Annotated in this window: 17 protein-coding genes and 2 pseudogenes; 11 read left to right on the top strand and 8 right to left on the bottom strand. The window is 59.2% G+C overall.

The genetic code is table 11. The features are described from left to right. The 4 genes from cyoB to hmpA all read right to left on the bottom strand — a co-directional run bounded on the left by cyoB (position 1) and on the right by hmpA (position 5,776). On the bottom strand, positions 1 to 2,025 hold the full coding sequence (gene cyoB / locus CJU81_RS06435) for a cytochrome o ubiquinol oxidase subunit I (protein WP_095029279.1): 2,025 nt from the start codon (positions 2,023 to 2,025) through the stop codon (positions 1 to 3). A gap of 3 nt (positions 2,026 to 2,028) precedes the next feature. Continuing rightward, positions 2,029 to 2,967, bottom strand: coding sequence for a ubiquinol oxidase subunit II (gene cyoA, locus CJU81_RS06430; RefSeq protein ID WP_029611249.1), 939 nt, complete (start codon positions 2,965 to 2,967; stop codon positions 2,029 to 2,031). A gap of 805 nt (positions 2,968 to 3,772) precedes the next feature. Continuing rightward, positions 3,773 to 4,282, bottom strand: a complete 510-nt coding sequence (locus tag CJU81_RS06420; protein ID WP_095029281.1) for a disulfide bond formation protein B — start codon at positions 4,280 to 4,282, stop codon at positions 3,773 to 3,775. Between the two features lie 321 nt (positions 4,283 to 4,603). Then, the gene (gene hmpA / locus CJU81_RS06415; protein WP_095035961.1) at positions 4,604 to 5,776 is read right to left on the bottom strand and encodes an NO-inducible flavohemoprotein; all 1,173 of its coding nucleotides are present in this window, start codon (positions 5,774 to 5,776) and stop codon (positions 4,604 to 4,606) included. Between the two features lie 153 nt (positions 5,777 to 5,929). Here hmpA and norR point away from each other — a divergent pair, with 153 nt between their 5' ends. From norR to CJU81_RS06400, 3 genes are all read left to right on the top strand, one after another. Next, positions 5,930 to 7,474 carry a nitric oxide reductase transcriptional regulator NorR gene (gene norR / locus CJU81_RS06410; protein ID WP_095035960.1) on the top strand — a complete coding sequence of 515 codons (1,545 nt, stop codon included), beginning with the start codon at positions 5,930 to 5,932 and terminating at the stop codon, positions 7,472 to 7,474. A gap of 160 nt (positions 7,475 to 7,634) precedes the next feature. After that, entirely contained in the window at positions 7,635 to 8,534 is a 900-nt protein-coding gene (locus tag CJU81_RS06405; protein WP_095035959.1) for a chemotaxis protein, read from the top strand. A 5-nt stretch (positions 8,535 to 8,539) separates the two neighbouring features. Then, positions 8,540 to 9,013: a GNAT family N-acetyltransferase gene (locus CJU81_RS06400; RefSeq protein ID WP_095035958.1), complete on the top strand. Its 474-nt coding sequence runs from the start codon at positions 8,540 to 8,542 to the stop codon at positions 9,011 to 9,013. Here the strand turns inward: CJU81_RS06400 and CJU81_RS24440 are convergent. From CJU81_RS24440 to CJU81_RS06390, 3 genes and pseudogenes are all read right to left on the bottom strand, one after another. Further along, positions 9,010 to 10,002, bottom strand: a pseudogene (locus tag CJU81_RS24440) (methyl-accepting chemotaxis protein); the annotation flags it as partial. The gene CJU81_RS06400 and the pseudogene CJU81_RS24440 overlap by 4 nt on opposite strands. Positions 10,003 to 10,314: 312 nt before the next feature. Next, positions 10,315 to 10,596 (bottom strand): annotated as a pseudogene (locus CJU81_RS24435) (PAS domain-containing protein); the annotation flags it as partial. Positions 10,597 to 10,747: 151 nt separating this feature from the next. Continuing rightward, the gene (locus tag CJU81_RS06390) at positions 10,748 to 10,975 is read right to left on the bottom strand and encodes a hypothetical protein (protein ID WP_095035956.1); all 228 of its coding nucleotides are present in this window, start codon (positions 10,973 to 10,975) and stop codon (positions 10,748 to 10,750) included. A 348-nt stretch (positions 10,976 to 11,323) separates the two neighbouring features. Here CJU81_RS06390 and CJU81_RS06385 point away from each other — a divergent pair, with 348 nt between their 5' ends. The 8 genes from CJU81_RS06385 (at position 11,324) to CJU81_RS06350 (ending at position 22,677) form a co-directional block, all read left to right on the top strand. Then, positions 11,324 to 12,469, top strand: a complete 1,146-nt coding sequence (locus CJU81_RS06385; RefSeq protein ID WP_095035955.1) for an efflux RND transporter periplasmic adaptor subunit — start codon at positions 11,324 to 11,326, stop codon at positions 12,467 to 12,469. Continuing rightward, positions 12,466 to 15,561: a multidrug efflux RND transporter permease subunit gene (locus CJU81_RS06380; protein ID WP_095035954.1), complete on the top strand. Its 3,096-nt coding sequence runs from the start codon at positions 12,466 to 12,468 to the stop codon at positions 15,559 to 15,561. The genes CJU81_RS06385 and CJU81_RS06380 overlap by 4 nt, the downstream gene beginning before the upstream one ends. Before the next feature lie 8 nt (positions 15,562 to 15,569). Then, positions 15,570 to 16,244 carry a heavy metal response regulator transcription factor gene (locus CJU81_RS06375; protein ID WP_095030360.1) on the top strand — a complete coding sequence of 225 codons (675 nt, stop codon included), beginning with the start codon at positions 15,570 to 15,572 and terminating at the stop codon, positions 16,242 to 16,244. Then, on the top strand, positions 16,219 to 17,616 hold the full coding sequence (locus tag CJU81_RS06370) for a heavy metal sensor histidine kinase (protein WP_095035953.1): 1,398 nt from the start codon (positions 16,219 to 16,221) through the stop codon (positions 17,614 to 17,616). Before CJU81_RS06375 ends, CJU81_RS06370 begins: the two co-directional genes overlap by 26 nt. Positions 17,617 to 17,782: 166 nt before the next feature. Then, positions 17,783 to 18,007 (top strand): hypothetical protein, encoded by a 225-nt coding sequence (locus CJU81_RS06365; RefSeq protein WP_095035952.1) that lies wholly within the window; start codon positions 17,783 to 17,785, stop codon positions 18,005 to 18,007. Between the two features lie 190 nt (positions 18,008 to 18,197). Beyond that, the gene (locus CJU81_RS06360) at positions 18,198 to 19,517 is read left to right on the top strand and encodes an OprD family porin (RefSeq protein WP_095035951.1); all 1,320 of its coding nucleotides are present in this window, start codon (positions 18,198 to 18,200) and stop codon (positions 19,515 to 19,517) included. An 86-nt stretch (positions 19,518 to 19,603) separates the two neighbouring features. Beyond that, complete coding sequence (locus CJU81_RS06355; RefSeq protein ID WP_095035950.1) at positions 19,604 to 21,097, top strand: sensor domain-containing diguanylate cyclase; 1,494 nt, start codon at positions 19,604 to 19,606, stop codon at positions 21,095 to 21,097. Positions 21,098 to 21,132: 35 nt separating this feature from the next. Further along, entirely contained in the window at positions 21,133 to 22,677 is a 1,545-nt protein-coding gene (locus CJU81_RS06350) for a sensor domain-containing diguanylate cyclase (protein WP_369679443.1), read from the top strand. Between the two features lie 50 nt (positions 22,678 to 22,727). Here the strand turns inward: CJU81_RS06350 and lpxC are convergent, their stop codons facing one another. After that, complete coding sequence (gene lpxC / locus CJU81_RS06345) at positions 22,728 to 23,639, bottom strand: UDP-3-O-acyl-N-acetylglucosamine deacetylase (protein ID WP_019823785.1); 912 nt, start codon at positions 23,637 to 23,639, stop codon at positions 22,728 to 22,730. Between the last annotated feature and the right edge of the window lie 53 nt (positions 23,640 to 23,692).

Here is a 23,692-nt window from a genome sequence, read left to right as displayed (position 1 = left end):
TTAAGCCTGTTCCAACTTGGTTTCAACACGAGTAGCCGGGATTGCTTTGGCGGCTACCAGACGCTTGTGCTGCTCGGCCTCGATGCGCTCGATAGTCTCTACCGGCACCATGTAGCCCTGGTCGTCACGTGCAGCGTGAGCCACGAAGACCACGACGGTGCCAACCAGACCAGCGATGGCCAGCCACCAGATGTGCCAGATCATTGCAAAACCGAAGACGGTCAGCAGTGCACCCATGTACACACCCGTTGCCGTGTTGTTCGGCATGTGGATCGGCTCGTACTTGGCCGGAGCCTGGTACGCAGTACCGTTTTCCTTGGCTTCGGTGAACGGGTCGATACCGTCGACTTTTGGCAGTACAGCGAAGTTGTAGAACGGTGGTGGCGACGAAGTCGACCATTCCAGCGTGTGTGCATTCCAAGGATCGCCGAATTCGCAGGCGTTCTCTGGCTTGTTGCGGTCACGGATACTGACGTACAGCTGGATCAGCTGGCTGGCGATACCGCAAGCGATCAGGATTGCGCCGAACAGGGCAACGTACAGGTAAGGCACCCACTCAGGGTTGGTGCTGGCGTTCAGACGACGGGTCATGCCCATGAAGCCCAGTGCATAGAGCGGCATGAAAGCGATGAAGAAGCCGACGATCCAGAACCAGAACGCTGCCTTGCCCCACTTCTCGTTCAACTTGAAGCCGAACGCTTTAGGGAAGTAGAAGCTGAAGCCTGCGATGTAACCGAATACTGCGCCGCCGATGATCACGTTATGGAAGTGAGCAATAACGAACAGGCTGTTGTGCAGTACGAAGTCAGCACCCGGGATGGCCAGCAGTACGCCGGTCATGCCGCCGATGGCGAAAGTCACCATAAAGCCCAGGGTCCACAGAACCTGGCTGGTGAAGCGCAGACGGCCCTGGTAGATGGTGAACAGCCAGTTGAACAGCTTCACACCCGTCGGGATGGAAATCAGCATCGTCGCCAGACCGAAGAAGGCGTTGACGCTTGCACCCGAACCCATGGTGAAGAAGTGGTGCAGCCAAACCATGAAGCCCAGCACCGAGATCGCGCCGGAGGCGTAGACCATCGAGTGGTGACCGAACAGACGCTTGCCGGTGAACGTGGAGATAACTTCGGAGAAGATACCGAACGCTGGCAGAATGAGGATGTAAACCTCAGGGTGACCCCACGCCCAGAACAGGTTGACGTACATCATTGGATTGCCACCAAGTTCATTGGTGAAAATGTGGAAATCCATGTAACGGTCAAGTGTCAGCAGTGCCAGGGTAGCAGTCAGGATCGGGAACGAAGCCACGATCAGGACGTTTGCCCAGGTGCAGGTCCAGGTGAAGATCGGCATGTCCATCAGTTTCATGCCAGGGGCACGCATCTTCAGAACAGTCGCCAGGAAGTTAACCCCGGTTAATGTCGTACCTAACCCCGATAGCTGTAGCGCCCAGATGTAGTAATCCATCCCCACGCCCGGACTGTACTGCAAGCCCGACAGCGGCGGATAAGCAACCCAACCGGTCTTGGCGAACTCGCCGACGCCCAGCGACAGGTTGACCAGCACAACGCCGGACACCAGCAGCCAGAAGCTCAGGGAGTTCAGGAACGGGTAGGCCACGTCACGGGCACCGATCTGCAGCGGCACTGCAAGGTTCATCAGGCCGGTGAAGAATGGCATTGCCATGAAGATGATCATGATCACACCGTGAGCGGTGAAGATCTGGTCATAGTGTTCAGGTGGCAGGTAGCCAGGCGAACCCTCGGTGGCCATGGCCAGCTGGGTACGCATCATCACGGCGTCGGCAAAGCCGCGCAGCAGCATGATCATGGCGACGATGATGTACATCACGCCGATTTTCTTGTGGTCGACTGACGTTAGCCATTCGGTCCACAGGTAGGTCCACTTCTTGAAGTAGGTGATTGCTGCAAACAGTGCCAGACCACCCAGCGCGATCATGGCGATGGTCACCATCACGATCGGCTCATGGAACGGGACCGCTTCCCAACTTAATTTACCAAACATCGTTTACTCCTCTGCCCCGGCAGCTGAATGCTCACTCGTGTCCGCCACGTCGTTCCCGGCCACTTCTTTCTTCTCGTGCTTCACCGGTTTGCCTGGTGTCATACCTTCGTACTTGTCGACGATTTTCTGAAACAGGTTCGGTGTGTACGAGGAGAACAGCTCAACGGGATTGTTCTGACTGGATACGGACAAGGCGGCATAAGCAGCTTCATCAAGCTGTTTAGGTGACGCTTTGACTTCACTTACCCAGGCATCAAAGTCAGCCTGAGAAGTCGCGATCGCTTTGAATTTCATGCCAGTGAAGCCGGCACCGCTGTAGTTGGCAGAGATGCCTTCCATTTCAGCGTTGCGGTTGGCAATCAGGTGCAGCTTGGTCGTCATGCCGGCCATGGCGTAGATCTGACCGCCCAGGCCCGGAATGAAGAACGAGTTCATGACCGTGTCAGAGGTGATACGAAAATTGACCGGGGTGTTGGCCGGGAACACGATCTTGTTGACGGTGGCGATACCCTGTTCCGGATAGATGAACATCCACTTCCAGTCCATTGCCACCACTTCGATGGTAATCGGCTTGACGTCAGACTCGAGCGGACGATACGGGTCCAGCGCGTGGGTCGACTTGTAGGTGATCACGCCCAGGGCGATGATGATCAGAATTGGCACAGTCCAGATCACGACTTCGATCTTGGTGGAGTGCGACCACTTTGGTGTGTAGGTAGCGCTGGTGTTCGACGCGCGATATTTCCACGCAAATACCAGGGTCATAATGATGACCGGCACCACGACCAGAAGCATCAGCAGTGTTGCAGTGATGATCAGATTCCGCTCTTCGATCCCGACCTGCCCCACCGGATCGAGCAATGTCATGTTGCAACCTCCCAGCAACAACGTGCCGAAAAGTGGCAATAAGCCAAGGAGTCTGGGGTACCTTTTTTTAGTCATCTCACGACCTCTAAAACAGCTTGCACAATGCAGTTGGTTTTTTTCGCCAACACTTCGCCCTGCCAAGGGTTGGCTCTTTTCCGGAATTGAATGAAAGCCTGCTCTATCACCATCTGGCGAACGGGCAAATTCCGGGTTAGCAGTGATTTCTTATTCGATACGTGGTCAATGGCCTTGTCGACCAATTCCATTTGGTGCGGAACTTAGAAGGGTTGCCAGTACCTGGGAGTCGCATGGGACGCCTGTATTGAACAACCCAGTCGGCCTTCAACTTCCCGCTTGGGCTCAGGGATGAGCAGGCTGGACGTTCAGTGCGGGCGATTGTAGTTAGGTAGCTCTCTATAAACCACGTCTCATTCGGAAATAATTCTTCTCGGCCCCGGTAACAATCCCCACCTATTATTACGCCCCGCGTTGAAACGCCCATGAAAATCAGGGTTGTAGCACGCCATAACCCCTCAATCAGAACGCCCCTTTTTAGCGCATTCCCCCTCCCCCCGATCTCGCTTAAACGCCCAAATAAAAAGGGCTTGAGCCAATTTGCATGGAGTCTCTCCAGGCACTTTTCAACCCCTCCCCCAGCGTCAAAACACCTCAGGTACGTTACACAAAGTCATACGTTCGAAAGACCGCCGGTCAGACCAATACACGACCTGCGACACGCCTTCCGTGACAATATGTCGCAGTGTCGCGCACCCGTTTTCGACGTTCGGCTCACACCCTCTTTACATTTGTGTGCGGACAAAAAAACGCCCCGCACATCCTGAGGAGGAACGAGGCAGCCCAAACATAATTTAGGCGTTACTCAGTTCGATTTTTTCCGGTTGCGGTAGATGCCCAGCGGCACCAGCACTGCAGTCAGTACAAAGGCTACCAGTGCCCACTGCGCCAGCGACATGCCGAGTACCGGCGGGTACGGGGTGGAGCAAAACCCGTCGACCTGAAACCCCAGAGGGAACACGGCGGCCAGCGGCAGGCCATCGACGATGGGCTGCAAGACATCAAGACCGCAGCTCACGGCCGGGTTGGCGAGAATATAAACATGACGCCCGGCGGCGACAATCCCGCCAATGGCACTGAGTACCACCAGCACTTCAAACACCGTAAGGCTGCGCCGGCTCGGCATGGCCGCACCGATAAAAGCAAAGATAGCGATCAGCAGCAGGGCATAGCGTTGCAGGATACACAGCGGGCACGGCGCCTCACCGAGCACGATCTGCATATAGAGCGCACCGCCAATCAGCGCCAGGCAGATCAGCCCGAGCAGGACCAGAAAGCGCTTCTCCCGGCCCAGTTGCAACATGTCATTGGTCATCCCGCATCCCTTAGCCTGATTATGTGTAAGGCGCACAGTTTACACCCAGACCCTTTGCCTGGATGTATCTGAACGTTACAGGGAAACTGTCGCAGGGGGATTAATGGGGGATTAAGGTCTTGCCTGTTTGCTGTAGATACTCTGTTGCAGGTCAAGCCCTATTGTGGGAGCGAGCCTGCTCGCGAACGGCCTTCGCGAGCAGGCTCGCTCCCACAGTTGCAGTGTTCCTGCAGCTGCCGAAGGCTGCGAAGGGGACCGCGGGGCCTTTGGACAACGGGTTGCTACGCAACCCTTCGCAGCCTGCGGCAGCGACTACAGGCTTTATTTCAGCTCGGCAGCCGGGCCGAAGAACTCGTAGCGGCTCTGCTGCTCCGGCACACCCAGCGCTTTGAGGTGACGCTTTACCGCCCCCATAAAGCCTTTTGGCCCCAGGAAGTAGGCGTCCAGGTCACGTTCTTGCGGCAACCATTGCGCCAGCACTTCCTCAGTCAGAAGCCCGACATGATTTGCAGATTCGCCCTGCTCGTCATAGCAGTAAAAACGCTGCAGTTGCGGGTGCTGTGCGGCCAGTTCATCGACCCAGGTGCGGAAGGCATGCACATCGGCATTACGGGCGCAGTGGATAAAGTGGATCGGGCGTTTTGTCGCCAGCGCCGCTTCAAGCATCGCCAGGGTCGGGGTAATGCCCACGCCGCCACTGATCAGCACCAGCGGTTTGTCGCTGTCAGTAAGGGTGAACTCGCCAGCAGGCGGAAACAGTTCCACGATGTCGCCCACGTTCAACCGGTCGTGCAGGAAGTTGGAAACCACCCCGCCGCTCTCGCGCTTGACGCTGATACGGTAGCGACCGACCTGGGCCAGTGCCGACAGGGAGTAGTTGCGGCGCACTTCTTCACCATCGATCATCATTTTCAGGCCGATGTACTGGCCCGGGGCAAAGTCGAGGATCGGCTGCTGGTCGACCGGACGGAAGTAAAACGAGGTGATTTCAGCGCTTTCTTCAACCTTGGCTGCCAGTTTGAATTCACGCCCGCCACGCCAGCCGCCCGGTGCCGCTGCTTTTTCGTCGTAAATGGCCGCTTCGGCACCGATCAGGATATCGGCCAGCTGGTTGTAGGCCGCGCCCCAGGCACTGAGCACTTGTGGCGTGGCGATGTCGCTGCCCAGCACTTCCTCAATCGCCCGCAGCAGGCAGCTGCCGACAATCGGGTAGTGCTCGGGGAGGATTTGCAATGCAACATGCTTGTTGATGATCCGGGCCACCAGATCGCCCAGCTGGTCGAGCTGATCAATATGCCGTGCATACATCAGCACGCCGTTGGCCAGCGCTCGCGGCTGGTCGCCACTGGCCTGGTTGGCCTGGTTGAACAGCGAGCGCACCTGCGGGTATTCCGAGAGCATCATGCGATAAAAGTGTGTGATCAACCCTTCACCGCCGCTTTCCAGCAGTGGCACGGTGGATTTAACGATGGCACGATCCTGAGCAGTAAGCATAAGGGTGACTCCTGGCACGTAGGCTTTAACAATTACCCTTTACATATCAGTTTCCGTGCCAACTATTTAAGCCTTTAAAAACAAGCACTTAAATAATATATAGTCATTATGACTCATGCTTACTTATAGTCTTAAGGACTACACGAGGTCAAAATGACTGCAAAACTGCTGCTGACCACCCTGCTGCCGCTGGTGGACGATCTGTCCCGCGACCTGCCCGAGAGCGAGCGCTATCGGCGCCTGCTGCATGCTTTGCGCACCCTGCTGCCCTGCGACGCCGCAGCCCTGCTGCGACTGGACGGCGAATGGCTGGTGCCGCTGGCCGTCGACGGCTTGAGCCTGGATACCCTGGGGCGACGTTTCAAAGTCAGCGAGCACCCGCGCTTTCAGGCGCTGCTCGCCAGCCCCGGGCCCACGCGCTTCCCCAGCAACTGCGAGCTGCCTGACCCCTATGATGGCCTGGTCGACGGGCTGGCCGAGCACCTGGAAGTCCACGACTGCATGGGCTGCCCGCTGTTTGTCGATGAACGCCCCTGGGGCCTGTTGACCCTCGACGCACTGGACTCCAAACGCTTCGAACCGGTCTCGCTAGATGACCTGCAGGCCTTTGCCAGCCTGGCCGCGGCCACGGTCAATGTGGCTCAGCGCATCGAGCGCCTGGCGTTGCGGGTCGAGGATGAACAGCGCAAGGCCGAACTCTATCGGCAGGCCAACGGCTCGCCCAACAAAGAGCTGATTGGCCAAAGCAAGGTGCACAAACGCCTGCTTGAAGAAATCGCCCTGGTGGGTGGCAGTGACCTGACGGTGTTGATTACCGGCGAAACCGGGGTCGGCAAGGAACTGGTGGCCCAGGCCATTCATGCAGCCTCGCCACGGGCGGATAAACCGCTGATCAGCCTCAACTGCGCGGCCCTGCCCGACACCCTTGTGGAGAGCGAGCTGTTCGGCCATGTACGCGGAGCCTTTACCGGCGCCACCAATGACCGGCGTGGCAAGTTCGAACTGGCCAACGGTGGCACCCTGTTTCTGGATGAAGTGGGCGAGTTGTCGCTTACCGTTCAGGCCAAGCTGCTGCGGGTCCTGCAAAGCGGACAGTTACAGCGCCTGGGCTCGGATCAGGAGCACCGGGTTGATGTGCGCCTGATCGCGGCCACCAACCGCGACCTGGCCGAAGAAGTACGCAGCGGGCGCTACCGGGCCGACTTTTATCATCGCCTGAGCGTTTACCCGCTGCGAGTGCCGGCCTTGCGTGAACGCGGCCGTGATGTGCTGCTGCTGAGCGGCTTCTTTCTGGAACAAAACCGCTCGCGCATGGGCCTGGGCAGCTTGCGCCTGAGCCCCGACGCGCAAACGGCGCTGGTGCACTATTCGTGGCCGGGCAATGTGCGCGAGCTGGAACACCTTATAGGCCGCAGCGCCCTTAAAGCCCTGGGCAATTGCAGCACGCGGCCACGTATTTTGACCCTGACCGCGGCGGATCTGGACTTGCCGACGACCAGCCCCGGCACGGCGGTGATCGAGCACCAGAGCGTGCCGGACGCCGTGGGCGACTTGCGCCAAGCCACCGAAAACTACCAGCGCCAATTGATCAGCGCCTGCCTCGAACGCCACCAGCACAACTGGGCCAGCGCGGCACGGGAGCTGGGGCTGGACCGGGCGAACCTGGGGCGCATGGCCAAACGGCTGGGCCTGAAATAATCCCTGTAGTCGCTGACGAGGCACGAAGCTGCGATTGGCTGCGTAGCTGCCCTAAACAGTGGTCCTGCGGCCCACATCGCAGCCTCGTGCCTCGTCAGCGACTACAGGATTCTTTATTCACGCCGATAACCCTGTATCGCTCCCACCACAGAAGATTTATATGTCATCGAACAATGCCCGCGCAGACTCACTCTCCCTTCTGCTCTTCACTCTGCGCAGCGGCAAGTTGTTGGCGATCAACCTGCTCAAGGTCAGCGAAATCATTCCCTGCCCGCCCCTGACCAAAATGCCCGAGTCCCACCCCAACATAAAAGGCATCGCGGTGTTGCGCGGCGCTTCACTGGCGGTGATCGACCTCAGCCGTGCCATCGGCGAGCAACCGCTGCTCGACCCCGATGGCGGCTGCCTGATCGTCACCGATGTCAGCCGTTCCAAGCAGGGGCTGCATGTGCAGGCCGTCAGCAAAATCGTGCATTGCCTGAGCACCGACATTCGCCCGCCGCCCTACGGCTCCGGCAAGCGCTCGTACATCACCGGCGTAACCCAGGTCGACGGTGTACTGGTGCAGGTGCTGGATATCGAGAAAGTCATCCACGGCATCGCCCCGGCAAAGGTTGAAGGCACTGGCGAAACCCTCAGCAAGGAAGAGTCAAAGCTGCTGGCCAATGCCCGCATTCTGGTGGTGGATGACAGTCAGGTCGCTCTGCAGCAGTCTGTGATTACCCTGCGCAACCTGGGCCTGCATTGCCACACCGCACGCAGCGCCAAGGAAGCCATCGAGCGTTTGCTGGAGCTGCAAGGCACGCCGGATCAGATCAACGTGCTGGTATCGGATATCGAAATGTCCGAGATGGACGGCTACGCCTTTACCCGTACCGTGCGCGACACCCCGGACTTCGCCCATCTGTATGTGCTCTTGCACACCTCGTTGAACAGCGCGATGAACAGCGAAAAAGCGCGTCTGGCCGGGGCCAATGCGGTGCTGACCAAGTTCTCTTCGCCGGAGCTGACCCAGTGCCTGATCCTCGCCGCGCGCACGGTGGCCGAGCAAGGTTTCTGAGCACGATGAGCGAATATTGCCTGTTGCTGCGCAAAGACCTGCGCAAGCCATTGCCCGTCGCGCAATGGCCAGAAGGCTTTAGCCTGGTGGCACTCACCGAGGAGCTCATGCAACCCGTCCATGCCCTGCTCTGCCAGGGTTACGCCGACGGCCGAGGCAGCGTCGAACCCTTGCTCAGCTGGCAACACGACCTGCTGCATGACGCCGAGTACGACCCGCAGCTGTGTTTTGTCATCCTGCACCAGGGCGAAGTGGTGGCGGTGGCGCAAGCCTGGACCAGCGCTTACCTCAAGGATCTGGTGGTGCACCCGCGCCATCAGGGCCGCGGCCTGGGCAGCACGCTGCTGCGCCATGTGTTCGAAGTGTTCCGCCAGCGCCATGAGGCCTGCGTCGACCTCAAGGTCATGGAGCACAATCACAGGGCGCGAAGCCTGTATGAGCAGCACGGCATGACCCTGATCCGGCGCGAGCAGCTCTAACGCCGGGTCTGCCAGAACTCCTGCGCCAGCGAGCGCAGGCTTGCGGCCAACGCGGCCACATCGCCTGAATGACGATGACTCTGCTGGCCGGCATCCACCGTGACCTCACAGGCACTGCGGATCCCGGCGATATTGCGGTTGATATCTTCACTGACCACACTTTGCTCTTCGACCGCCGCAGCAATCTGCACGCTCATCTCGGTAATTTTCTGCACCTGCAGGCTGATCCCGTCCAGCGCACAACTGGCCATCTGCGTTTGGTTAACGCTGTTTTGCGCATATTCACTGCTTTGCTGCATTACCTGCACCGCCGCCTGCGCGCCCTCTTGCAGGGCACTGATCATCGCCTGGATTTCACAGGTCGACTGCTGCGTACGCTGGGCCAGACCACGCACTTCATCGGCCACAACGGCAAAGCCGCGCCCCTGATCGCCCGCCCGTGCCGCCTCGATGGCAGCATTGAGCGCCAGCAGATTGGTTTGCTCGGCAATACTGCGGATCACCTCCAGCACCGAGGAAATATCGCTGCTGTGGCTTTGCAAGTGATGCACCACCTGTGTGGCCCGCTCCAGCTCGGACGCCAGATGCTGCACCGTGCTACGGCTTTGCATCACCAGTTGATGGCCTTCACGGGTTTCGATCTGCACCTGGTCGGCCGTTTGCGACGCCTGCTGGGCATTGGTTGCGACCTGCGCCACGCTGGCCGCCATTTCGTTGATGGCAGTGGCCACCTGGTCGGTCTCCAGTTGCTGGCTCAAGGTACTGGCGTGGCTGCTTTGCAGGTGTTGAACCAGCTCGCTGGCATGCCCGGCCAACCGCTGCGAGGCATCACCGATGCGCCCTACTACAGCGCCGACCTGCGCCTCCAGCATATGCAGGGCAAACTCGATCTGGCCGAACTCATCATGCCGACCGGTATAAATCTGCTGGCTTAAAGGGTTGTCGCCCACATCTTTGGCGCGACGGGTCAAGGCATGCAAAGGCCGCAGCAGCCAGGCGATGGCTGCCGAACTCAATAGACTGCCCAGCAACCAGATCACCAGCCCGGCCCGGGCGTCGACACTGGCCAGCAACAGCGTGCCCACCGCGGTAACGGCGGCAAAGACGGCACTCACCAACAACGCCAGCTTGCCCCCGAGCCCAAGGCGCAAGCAAACCGGCCACAGCGGCTTGCGACCCGAGCGCAGAGCGGCGTAACGCGCCTCGGCCACCGCCACCCGCTCGGGCGCGGGGTGAGTGCGCACCGATTGATACTCGACGGTTTCGCCGTTTTGCATGACGGGCGTGACATAGGCGCTGACCCAATAGTGATCACCGTTTTTACAGCGGTTTTTCACCATACCCATCCACGAGCGCCCCGCCTTGAGGGTTTGCCACATATGACTGAAGGCGGCGGGCGGCATGTCGGGGTGGCGCAACAGGTTATGCGGACTGCCCAACAACTCGCTCAACTCGTAACCACTGACCTGGATAAAGTCCGGGTTGGCGTAAGTGATAGTGCTGTCGAGATTGGTGGTAGAGAGGATGTTGGCGTCGGGGGCGAAATCAACGGGTCGGCCGGTAATCGGTAGATTGATTTTCATGACAGGCGCGCTCGGATTGTTAGGAAGAGTCGGCAGGGCCGTCGACTCTAAGCGCACCTATTAAGCAAATACTGATCTGGCGCATGACTAAAGGAGTTAATCAGGCCTGAACAAACACTAATGGCATAATGCCACTTTTTGGGGCATTAAATCAGCGTTTGCCCATGGTTTTACGGGTGCCATGAGGGGGAGCGTTCGGGGTTTTATCGTGACCGCCCAGGCCGCTTTTCTGGTAGTACGCCTTGCCCTGGGACTTGGCCTTGGCAAACTCGGAAGGCTTGAACGGGAAGGTGAACGCAGGGATTACCGGTTTTTCCGGGGTATCGAGGTTGTCGGCGCTCACGTCATCAGGAGCGGTCGTTGGTGTAGGAGAAGTCATGAAAGCTCCGAAATACGGGAAATAAACAGGCCAAGTGGCGCAATGCCGCGCAGTATACCTGCGCACTCTGTATGCGTTGCACTCGCTGGTCGTAATTTTAAATGCAGTCGCTGCCCAAGATTACGGCGCGCCGCGTTTCTGTGGGAGCGAGCCTGCTCGCGAAAGTCTTACTCTTGAGGCCTTCGCGAGCAGGCTCGCTCCCACAATTGCGGTCAAACGAGCTTGAGTGATCGGCATGAAGGTCTTTCAGCTGTCAGCAATGTCAGTTAGCCGTCACTGTACTGACCGTGTCTACACGCTATAACCCTTATATAAGCCCCCACTCCACGCACACGGCGTTTATCCCGCATGCCCAATAAAACCAAAAACATCTTGCTGGGCACCTTGGTGCTTGCTCTGATCGGCGGCGGTGTCTGGTGGTTGAACCGCCCTGCTCCTGGCAAAGCAGTGGCTGGCGCCCCCATTCCGGTGCGGGTTGCCCATGTGCAGCAGCAGGATGTACCGCGTTATATCAACGGGATTGGCGCCGTACTGTCGCTGCACAGCGTGATCATCCGCCCGCAAATCGACGGCATCCTCACTGATATTCGGGTCAAGGAAGGCCAAACGGTCAACGCGGGCGACCTGTTGGCGACACTCGATGACCGCTCGATCAAGGCCAGCCTCGATCAGGCCAGGGCCCAGCTGGGGCAGAATCAGGCACAGCTGCAAGTGGCACTGGTCGACCTCAAGCGCTACCAGTTGTTAAGCGTGGACAATGGTGTGTCCAGGCAAACCCTCGATCAGCAACAAGCCCTGGTCAATCAGCTCAAGGCTTCAGCACAGGGTGATCAGGCAACCATTGCGGCAGCGCAGGTGCAGTTGTCCTATACGCAAATACAGTCCCCGGTCAGCGGCCGCGTAGGCATTCGCGCGGTGGATGCGGGCAACTTCCTGCGGGTCAGCGATGCCCAGGGGCTGTTTTCCGTGACCCAGATCGACCCCATTGCCGTGGAATTCTCCCTGCCCCAGCAGCAGTTGCCCCTGCTCCACGACCTGCTTACGGCCAAAGAGCCAGCCCGGGTCAAGGCCTTTATCGGCAACACTGACAGCAGCGGTACGCCACTGAGCGAGGGCCGTCTGAGCCTGATCGACAATCAGGTCTCGGCAACCACCGGCACGATCAAGGCCAAGGCTCAGTTCGACAACCCCACGCAAAGTCTGTGGCCCGGCCAGTTGGTCAATGTCGAGATCCAGACCGGCTTGCAGCGCAACGCGTTGGTGGTGCCACCGCAGGTGGTGCAGCGCGGGCTGGACAACTATTTCGTGTACCGGGTCAACGGCGACACAGTCGAAACCGTCCCGGTGCAGTTGACGTTTCAGGATACCGAACTGAGCATCATCACCGGGGTAAACCCCGGCGATGCACTGGTCAGCGATGGCCAGTCGCGGCTCAAGCCCGGCTCGCGGGTTGAAGTGCTGAGCGAGCCCGCGGCCGCCCGGGTGCAGCCATGACCCGCAGCCGCTCGCTGTCCGCCTGGTGCGTCGATCACCCGGTGGCCACCGTGCTGCTGACCTTCGCCCTGGTGCTGGTGGGTTTGATTGCCTTCCCCCAGTTGCCCGTGGCGCCCTTGCCCGAAGCGGAGTTCCCGACCATTCAGGTGTCGGCGCAACTGCCCGGTGCCAGCCCGGACACCATGGCCTCATCGGTGGCCACACCGCTGGAGGTGCAATTCAGCGCCATCCCCGGCATGACCCAGATGACCTCCAGCAGCGCGCTGGGCTCGACCACCCTGACCCTGCAATTTACCCTCAACAAAAGCATCGACACCGCCGCGCAAGAAGTACAGGCGGCGATCAACACCGCGTCCGGCAAACTGCCCAAGGACATGCCGACCCTGCCGACCTGGAAGAAGGTCAACCCGGCCGACAGCCCGGTGCTGATCCTCAGCATCAGCTCGCTGCAAATGCCCGGCACTGAACTGAGCGATTACGTTGAAACCCTGCTGGCCCGGCAAATCAGCCAGATCGATGGCGTGGGCCTGATCAACATCACCGGCCAGCAACGCCCGGCGATCCGCGTGCAGGCCTCGGCCGACAAGCTGGCCGCCATCGGCCTGACCCTCACCGATATCCGCCTGGCGATTCAGCAAACCAGCCTCAACCTGGCCAAGGGCGCACTGTATGGCCCATCGAGCATTTCCACCCTTTCGACCAACGACCAGTTGTTCGACGCGGATGAATACGGCCAGTTGATCGTCTCCTACAAAGATGGCGCCCCCGTGCAGTTGCGCGATGTGGCACGGGTTATCAACGGTTCCGAGAACGACTATGTACAGGCCTGGTCGGGCCATCAGCCGGGGCTCAACCTGGTAATTTCGCGCCAGCCGGGGGCCAATATCGTCGACACGGTAGACCGCATCCAGGCCGCCCTGCCCGGTCTGCAGGCCATGCTCCCGGCCTCGGTCGAGGTCACGGTGCTGAGCGACCGCACCAAGACCATCCGCGCATCCCTGCATGAAGTGGAAATCACCCTGCTGATCGCCGTTCTGCTGGTCGTTGCGGTGATGGCGTTGTTTCTGCGCCAGTGGTCAGCCACGTTGATCGTGTCGGCAGTCCTCGGTGTGTCGCTGATCGCCAGCTTCGCGTTGATGTATGTGCTGGGCTTCAGCCTGAATAACCTGACGCTGGTGGCGATTGTGGTGGCTGTGGGGTTTGTGGTCGACGATGCCATTGTGGTGGTGGAGAACATCCACCGTCACCTGGAGGCCGGCGAAAGCATGCGCGACGCGGCAATCAAGGGCTCCAGCGAGATCGGCTTTACCGTGGTGTCCATCAGCTTCTCGCTGGTGGCAGCATTTATCCCGCTGCTGTTTATGGGCGGGGTGGTCGGGCGTCTGTTCAAGGAATTCGCCCTGACGGCGACCTCGACCATCATGATTTCGGTGCTGGTATCGCTGACCCTGGCGCCCACCCTGGCCGCGCTGTTTATGCGCTCACCAGTACACAAGCCCGACGCCAGGCCGGGCTTTGGCGAACGTCTGCTGGCCTTGTATGAAAAAGGCCTGAAGCGGGCTCTTGCGCATCAGCGATTGATGCTGGAGATTTTCGCTGTGACCCTGGCCATGGCCATCGCCGGATATGTGCTGATCCCCAAGGGCTTTTTTCCGGTGCAAGACACCGGCTTCGTGCTCGGTACCAGCGAGGCCGCATCGGATATCTCGTTCCCGGACATGACGCAAAAGCATCTGGCGCTGGCCGAGATCATCGGCAACGACCCGGCCGTGCAGGCGTTCTCCCATGCCGTGGGCGTGACCGGCAGCAACCAGACCATCGCCAACGGCCGCTTCTGGATTGCCCTCAAGGACCGTGGCCAGCGCGATGTGTCGGCCAGCGAGTTTATCGACCGCATCCGCCCGCAACTGGCCAAGGTACCGGGCATCGTTCTGTACCTGCGCGCGGGCCAGGACATCAACCTCAGCTCGGGCCCAAGCCGCAGCCAGTATCAGTATGTGCTCAAGAGCAACGACGGGCCGACGCTCACCACCTGGACCCAGCGCCTGACCGAAAAACTGCGCGCCAACCCGGCCTTTCGCGACCTGTCCAACGACCTGCAACTGGGTGGCAGCATCACCCATATCAGCATCGACCGTAATGCTGCGGCGCGCTTTGGTCTTACGGCCACCGATGTCGATGAAGCACTCTACGACGCCTTTGGTCAGCGCCAGGTCAATGAGTTCCAGACCGAGACCAACCAGTACAACGTGATTCTGGAAGTCGACGCGCAGCAGCGCGGCAAGGCCGAAAGCCTCAATTACTTCTACCTGCGCTCGCCGCTCACCGGGGAAATGGTGCCTTTGTCAGCCGTGGCCAGGGTCGATGCGCCCGTCAGCGGGCCGTTGTCGATCAGCCATGACGGTATGTTCCCGGCCGCCAACCTGTCGTTCAACCTCGCGCCCGGCGTGGCCCTGGGCGATGCGGTGCTGATGCTTGATCAGGCAAAAAACGAGATCGGCATGCCGAGCACCATCAGCGGCAATTTCCAGGGCGCAGCCCAGGCCTTTCAAAGCTCGCTGGCCAGCCAGCCCTGGTTGATCCTGGCAGCACTGGTGGCGGTGTACATCATTCTGGGGGTGCTCTACGAGAGCTTTGTGCACCCGCTAACGATCATCTCCACCCTGCCTTCAGCCGGGCTTGGCGCGCTGCTGATGCTGTGGATCTGCGGCCAGGATTTCTCGATCATGGCCCTGATCGGGTTGGTGCTGCTGATCGGCATCGTCAAGAAAAACGGCATCCTGATGATCGACTTTGCCCTCGATGCCCAGCGCACCCGTGGCCTGAGTCCCGAAGAAGCCATCTATCAGGCGTGCCTTACACGGTTTCGGCCGATCATCATGACCACCCTGGCCGCCCTGCTCGGCGCATTGCCGCTGATGCTCGGCTACGGCACCGGCGCCGAACTGCGCCAGCCACTGGGGATTGCCGTGGTCGGCGGGCTGCTGGTGAGCCAGGCGCTGACGCTGTTTACCACGCCGGTCATATACTTGTGGCTTGAGCGACTGTTCCATCGTTCCAAACCCGTCAGCTTGCTGGCGAACGATCACTGAGGCGGGTTATGCGCGTTCTGATTATTGAAGATGAAGAGAAAACCGCCGACTACCTGCACCGCGGGCTGACCGAGCAAGGTTACACGGTGGATGTGGCCCGTGACGGCATCGAAGGCCTGCACCTGGCGATGGAGAGCGATTACGCGGTAATCGTGCTCGATGTCATGCTCCCGGGGCTCGACGGCTTTGGCGTATTGCGGGCCTTGCGGGCACGCAAGCAAACCCCGGTGATCATGCTCACCGCCCGTGAGCGGGTCGAAGACCGTATTCGCGGGCTGCGTGAGGGTGCCGATGACTATCTGGGCAAACCGTTTTCGTTTCTCGAACTGGTCGCCCGCCTGCAAGCCCTGACCCGCCGCAGCGGCGGTCACGAACCGGTGCAGGTGACCGTCGATGACCTGTGGATAGATCTGATCAGCCGCAAGGCCAGCCGCGCCGGCACCCGCCTGGACCTGACCGCCAAGGAGTTCTCCCTGCTCAGTGTACTGGCGCGCCGCCAGGGGGAAATCCTGTCCAAGACCGCCATTGCCGAGATGGTCTGGGATATCAATTTCGACAGTGACGCCAATGTGGTCGAAGTGGCGATCAAGCGCTTGCGCGCCAAGCTCGACGGGCCATTCGAACACAAGCTGCTGCACACCATACGCGGCATGGGCTATGTGCTGGAGCGGCGCAGTGTTTAATCGCCCTGCGGCCCTGAACTCCATCGCCATGCGCTTGAGCGCAATGTTCGCCCTGGTGGCGTTGCTGGTGTTTGTGCTGATCGGCGGGGCCTTGTACCAGCAGGTCGACAAAAGCATCGGCCGCCTGCCTGAAGCGGAGCTGGATGCCCGTTACAGCGTGCTTGAATCATCGATCAATCGCTACGGCAACGCCGAGCACTGGGCCAAGATGAGCGCCAAGCTCAAACTGCTCAGCGAAGAGGACAAACGCATCCGGTTTTGGGCAATCAGTTCAGACCCGGCCTATGAGTACGGTAACCCCGAGGCCGCCGTGCGCAAATTTGCCCAGGGGCCTGTGGGGGTTCGGGACTTGCACTTGCCGGGCCAGGCTTACCCGTTCAAAGTGTTGATCAGCGAAATTCCAGCCAAGGAGCAGCGCCCGGCGCTGCGCTTCTTGATTGCCATCGATACCCAGACCTTTCGCCAGACCCAGCACCACCTGCTGATTGCGTTGGTCAGCCTGGCGAGCATCGGCGTGCTGCTGGCCTCATTGCTCGGCTACTGGGTGGCGCGCATCGGCCTCAAACCGCTGGTCAAGCTGTCCGAAGAAGCGCAAAAACTCGCACCGCCGCGCTTGTCCGGGCGTTTGCACCTGGCACCACTGGCGCCGGAACTGGACCAACTGGTGAGTGCCTTCAACTCGACCCTGGACCGCGTTGAGCAGGCATGGACCCGGCTGGAATCATTCAATGCCGATGTGGCCCATGAACTGCGCTCGCCGCTGACCAACCTGATTGGCCAGACCCAGGTGGCGTTGACCCGCGGGCGCTCGGCCGAGCATTACTTCGAGGTGTTGCAATCGAACCTCGAAGAACTGGAACGGCTGCGCAGCATCATCAATGACATGCTGTTTCTGGCCAGCGCCGACCAGGGCAGCAAGGCCAGCAAACTGACCAGTGCCTCTCTGGCTGACGAAGTGGCGACGACCCTGGAGTATCTAGAATTCATTCTTGAGGATGCGCGGGTTGAAGTGCGGGTCAGCGGCGATGCCCGGGTCAATATCGAGAAGGCGCACCTGCGCCGGGCGCTGATCAACTTGCTGAACAATGCCGTACAGCACACCGAAGCCGGGCAAGTGATCGAGGTCCTGATCGAGCAAACCGCCGGGCAAGCCATGATCAGCATCAGCAATCCGGGCCAGCCGATTGCTGAAGAGCATTTGCCGCATTTGTTCGAGCGTTTCTATCGTGTAGACGCCGCTCGCCATAACAGCGGCGCCAACCACGGCCTGGGGTTGGCCATCGTCAAGGCGATTGCACAGATGCATGCCGGTGAGGTGTTTGTGCACAGCGGCGGCGGGCGCAATACGTTCGGGTTGTATTTGCCCGCTTGACCTGTAGACCTGTAGCCCTGTAGCCGCTATGCGTCTAGCCCGCTGCTCTGAGCATTTGTTACTCAAAACGCAAAAGTCCTTGTCGCAAACATGGCTTTTTCGCCCCCGCCTGGCGCTATAGATTTAACCCATCACACAGCACTTGCTAAGCAAGAAGGTCTTTGAAATGTCCAGCAGTATGGGTATGGCTAGCGTTTTCGTTTTGTCGTCTTTGTTGTTATCGCCCCTGGCCATGGCGGAAGAGTCCCCTGCCTTCGTCGCACAAAATGCGGCCCGCGCAGCTACGTTTGAGCAGCACCAGGCAGAGCAGACAGCACGCCATCAAAACGACGCAAAACCGCAGCCTGAACAGGCCAAAGCCAGCGTCAGCAATGATGCCCAAGACAGCTGATCGCACACCCGCAGACTTCCCGACCCAGTCAGTCACGGCCTACACATGTGACTGATTGTTTCAAAAGCCGCTATCATAGCGGCTTTTTTTTGTTTTAAAAAAACATGCCCGGCACTGGCGTGTCCTCAAACAAGAACAGCATTTGCAAAGAAAACAACAACTGCCGCCACTCTCAAGGAGCAACAAACTGGTGAAGACATCACTCAAACTCAGTCCGTTATTCATTGCCCTGGCTGCAACGATCCCCACCTTCGCCCACGCGGATGAAGAAGCGAGCAAAGACGGTTTTATCGAAGGCTCCAGCCTTAAAATCCACGCCCGCAACTACTATATGAACCACGATATCCGCAGCCCCCATGCCGATGACAGCAAGGAATGGGGCCAGGGCTTTATCGGCAAGTTCGAATCGGGCTTCACCCAGGGCACGGTCGGTTTCGGCCTGGACGCCTACGGCTTGCTCGGGCTCAAACTCGACGGCGGTGGCGGCACAGATGGCAGCAGCATCCTGCCGGTCAGTGATGGCAACGGCAAAGCGCCTGCGGCCTTTTCGTCCGCCGGTGCCGCGCTGAAAATGCGCGCGTTTGATACGGTATTGAAAGCAGGCGACATGTTCCTCACCAATCCGGTGATAGCTGGCGGTGAAACCCGCATGCTGCCGCAGACCTTTCGCGGTGTCAGCCTGACCAACACCAGCTTCGAAGGCTGGATGTTCGAGGGTGGCCAGGTCAGTTTCGACAAGCCCTATAACCAGAGTGGCATGCGCCGCCTGACCACCACCTACGGTGACCTGGGCGACCAGAGCAGCAAGCACATCACCTGGGCCGGAGCCTCCTGGAGCGGCATACCGGAGATCACCAGCAACCTCTACGCCGCCCAGTTGCAGGATATCTGGAACCAGTACTACTACGACTTTGACTACACCTGGGATCTGAGCGAGGGCATCACCCTCAACCCCGGCCTGCACTTCTATCACACCCAGGACACCGGCAAAGCGCTGCTGGGGGATATCGACAACAACACCTTCAGCCTGCACCTGGCCCTCGGCATCGACGGTCACAAGGTGACGGCGGTGTACCAGCGGGTCAACGGCAATACGCCCTTTGACTATATCTATCAGGGCGACAGCGTATATCTGGACAACTCCCAGCAGTACTCGGACTTCAACGGCCCGAACGAGCGCTCCTGGAAGCTGCAATACGAGTATGACTTTGCCGGCCTCGGCATCGCCGGCCTCACGGCCAGTGCGTCGTACTCACGCGGTGAGCTGGACCTGACCAAGGCCGACCCCAACAGCATCGGCTACAGCAACTGGTACAACCCCGAGGGCAAGAATGCCCATCACTGGGAACGTGACCTGGGCCTCAAATACGTGATCCAGGAAGGTAAGGCCAAGGATCTGGCAGTGACCCTGCGCTGGGCTACCAACCGCGGCAACACCGCGTACCAGAGCGTGGACAACGATGTTGATGAGTACCGGGTGATCGTCGACTATCCTATTGATGTGTTCTAATCCATGATCAAAGGGCCAGCTTTTAAGCTGGCCTTTTCATATGATTGCGTTCATTTTATGGGGCTGCACCCAGAGCGACAGCGAGCATGGCCATCAAGCATATCTTGCGCAATAACGTGCTTACCCTACGCCTGCTGATCGGCGCCACAACCGTTTCAATCATTGCCATTCTGAGCATCGTCAGCTACCTGCTGGTACGCGAACACCGCACCGCTGAACTGGCTGCCATCCGCACTTCACTCAATATCGTGCAACTGGTCGGACGAGACGTTCAAAACACGGTAAACCTCTACGACTCGGCGCTCAACGCACTGATCGACGTATCCAAACGCAGTGACCTGAACAGTGTATCCCTGGCGCTGCAGCATATGCTGTTGTTCGACAAAGCCGAACAGACCCCGGCCAATGGCGGCTTTTACCTGCTCAATGCGCAAGGCGACCTGGTGGCCGACTCCCGCACTGAAGTTACCCCCAAGGAGAACTTCAGCCACTGGCCAAGTTTTATCGAACACCGTGATTCGGCCAGCAACAAGCTGTTTATCTCTCACCCGTTTCCCTCGGCCGAAAACAAGGGCACGTGTTGCATCAGCTTCAGCCGGCGGATTTCCGGGCCCGATGGCAGCTTTCTCGGCGTCGCCGTGGCGCAGATGCAGCTGGATTATTTCAAGACCCTGTTCCAGAGGCTCGACCTGGAACCCCACGGGTTTATCCGCCTGATCAGTACCGATGGCACGCCACTGACCCAGCATCCCGAACCGGCATCCGCCGACGCGCACACCAACCTGAGCAACAACCCCGTGTTTGTCCGTTTTCTGCAAGAACACAGAGGTAGTTTTATCGCCCTCTCCAGCATTGACGGCGAAGAGCGGCTATACAATTTTTCCGAGGTCGGTGACCTGCCGTTGATTGTGGTGGTCTCACTGGCCACTGAAGATGTGTTCAGCGCCTGGCGGCGCAACGCCATTTTGGTCGGTATCGGTACGCTTCTGTTGTGCAGTGCCCTGCTTGTACTCACCTGGCTGCTGGGCCGTGAATTGCATTTGCGTCAACGTGCCGAGCGCCAGCTTGAGGCGCTGGCAACCACCGATCCGCTGACCGGGCTGGCCAACCGGCGCAAGCTGGACCAGGTGCTGGAACAGGAATGGCGGCGGGCGCAGCGTTCTGGCAAGCCGTTATCGCTGATCATGTTTGATATTGACCATTTCAAAAACTTCAACGACACCTATGGTCATCAGGACGGTGACGAGGCCCTGAAACGTGTGGCGCAGACAATCAAACACTGCATGCACCGCTCCACCGATCTGGCGGCCCGTTATGGTGGCGAAGAGTTTGCAGTAGTGCTGAGCGATACCGATGCCAGTGGCGCATACAACCTCGCGCAGAGCATCCGCCAGGCCGTCGAGCAATTACAGCCGTTATCGCCCGGCCATCGGCAGATCACCACCAGCATGGGGGTCAGTACCCGCCTGGTGAAACCTGGCGACCAGCTTGCAGACTTGATCAACAGCGCCGATCAGGCCCTGTATCAAGCCAAGAAGGCCGGGCGCAATTGCGTCATCAGTGCTACAGAGTTGTCCTGAGTGAGTGTCAGCCTTGAATGAAAGGCCCGTGGTGCATGGTTTTTTCTTCAGAGGGTCAAGCCATTAAATATCATCTGCGCACACCGGTTATCACCCGCCGCATGCTGGTCTGGGCCAGCGTGTTGTCGGTGGTTGCCATTCTGAGCATCGTTGGCTATCTGCTGGTCAGGGAATACCGCAATACCGAAAATGATGCGGCACGCTCTGCCTTGAATATCGTGCAGCTGATCAGCCGTGATATCCGCAATACCATTTCCATCTACGACTCGGCGCTCAACAGCCTGGTCAGCCTGGTGCAAAGCCAGGCACTGGCCTCGCTCTCGCCACAGACGCAACAACCCCTGCTCTTCGACAGAGCGGCCGAGGCACCGTCCAATGCCGGCTTTTATGTGCTGGATGCCGAAGGCAAGGTGATTGCCGGCTCTCGCCCGGTCGCCCCCCTGCTCAACAACGCTCGCCAACAGCCCTGGTTCAAGGTTCACCTCAAGGCGCAAAACGAAGGCATCTTTATCAGCCGCCCCTTGCCTGCCAGCGATACCCCCAATGACTGGAGCCTGGTGCTGAGCCGCAGGATCAACACACCGGACGGCAGGTTTGGCGGCGTCGCCGTGGCCTTGATGAAGATGAGCTACTTTCAAAACCTGTTTCGCGGCCTGGACCTGGGGCCTACCGGCAACATCAGCCTGGTCAGCAGCGAAGGCATCATGCTGATCCAGTACCCGACCACCACCATGTTCTATACCGGCCAGGACCTGGGGCACACGCCGATCTTCCTGCGTTTTCTGACCGAACGCTACGGCAGCTTCACTGCCCTGTCCGGCATCTATCATCTGCAGCGCCTCTACAACTTCGCCCAGGTCAGCGAGCTGCCCTTGCTGGTGGTAGTGGCTTTGTCCACCGAGCATATCTTCAGTAACTGGCGGCACACGGCGCTGTTGATCGGCAGCGCAACCCTGCTGCTGTGCCTGGGCTTGTTGTGGCTGACCTGGCTGCTGGTTCGCGAGCTACGCCTGCGTCAGCGCGCCGAACACGAACTGGCCGCCCTCGCCTCCACCGACCCGCTGACCGGGCTGGCCAACCGGCGCATGCTCGACAGGACCCTGGATCTGGAATGGCGCCGGGCACAACGCACAGGCGCACCGCTGTCGCTGATCATGATTGACATCGACCAGTTCAAGCCCTTCAACGATGCCTATGGCCATCAGGCCGGGGATGAGGCCCTGCGTCAGGTTGCCCAGGTCATCAAGGCCAACGTGCGGCGCCCTGCCGACCTCGCGGCCCGTTATGGCGGCGAGGAGTTCGCGGTGGTGCTGACCGAAACCGACGCAGCAGGCACGCGCCTGCTCGCGGAAAAAATCCGAGCGGCGGTCGAGCAGATGGAGCCTGTCAACCCGGCAACCACAAAGCTCACCGTCAGCCTGGGTGCCTGTACTCGCTATGCCAAACCCGGCGACTCCCAGGAAGAACTGCTCAGCACTGCCGACAAGGCGCTTTACCAGGCCAAGAAGCGTGGCCGCAACCGGGTGATGGATATCAACGAGACCGGCCTCAATGCACTGAAGCCCAAAACCGGGCCATAAAAAAAGGCCACCCGGGGGTGGCCTTCAAAAACTAGAGAAAGAAGTTTTACTTAAACTGCCGCAACCGGACGCATGTACGAGATCGGTGCAGTGCTGGCATCTTCAAAGGTCACGACTTCCCACGCATCGGTCTGCTCAAGCAGCTTGCGAATCAGCTGGTTGTTCAGTGCATGGCCAGACTTGAAGCCCTTGAATTCACCAATCAGGCTATTGCCCAACAGGTAAAGGTCGCCAATTGCGTCGAGGATCTTGTGCTTCACGAATTCATCTTCATAGCGAAGACCGTCTTCGTTCAGTACACCATCCGCGTCGACCACGATGGCGTTTTCCACGCTACCGCCGAGTGCGAGGTTGTGCTTGCGCAGGTACTCGATATCACTCATGAAACCAAAGGTACGCGCGCGGCTGACTTCTTTTACAAACGAAGTGCTGGAAAAATCCACGGTTGCACTTTGGGTGCGGTTACGGAAAACCGGGTGATCGAAATCGATCTCGAAACTCACCTTGAACCCTTCGAAAGGGACGAAAGTGGCGCGCTTGTCGCCATCTTCCACTGTCACTTCGCGCAGGATGCGGATGAATTTCTTCGGCGCGTCCTGTTCTTCCAGGCCGGCAGATTGAATCAAGAACACGAAAGGTCCGGCGCTACCGTCCATAATCGGGACTTCAGACGCGGAGAGTTCGACGTAGGCGTTATCGATCCCCAGGCCAGCCATGGCCGAGAGCAGGTGCTCTACCGTGTCTACTTTTACGTCGCCGTTGACCAACGTGGTCGACATCGTTGTCTCGCCGACGTTTTCCGCGCGCGCAGGGATCTGCACAACAGGGTCAAGGTCTGCACGACAAAACACGATGCCGGTGTCCACAGGCGCAGGCTTGAGGGTCAGGTAGACCTTCTCACCGGAGTGCAGGCCGACACCTGTGGCACGGATAATATTTTTCAGGGTGCGTTGTTTAATCATGGCATTGGCCGCTTCAGCGCAAATTGCGAACTGGTATCAACAAAGGCTGGCGA

Source organism: Pseudomonas fragi (genome assembly GCF_002269505.1).
In the GTDB taxonomy this organism is placed as follows: Bacteria; Pseudomonadota; Gammaproteobacteria; order Pseudomonadales; family Pseudomonadaceae; genus Aquipseudomonas; species Aquipseudomonas fragi_D.
This window is presented reverse-complemented; position numbering and strand designations above follow the sequence as displayed.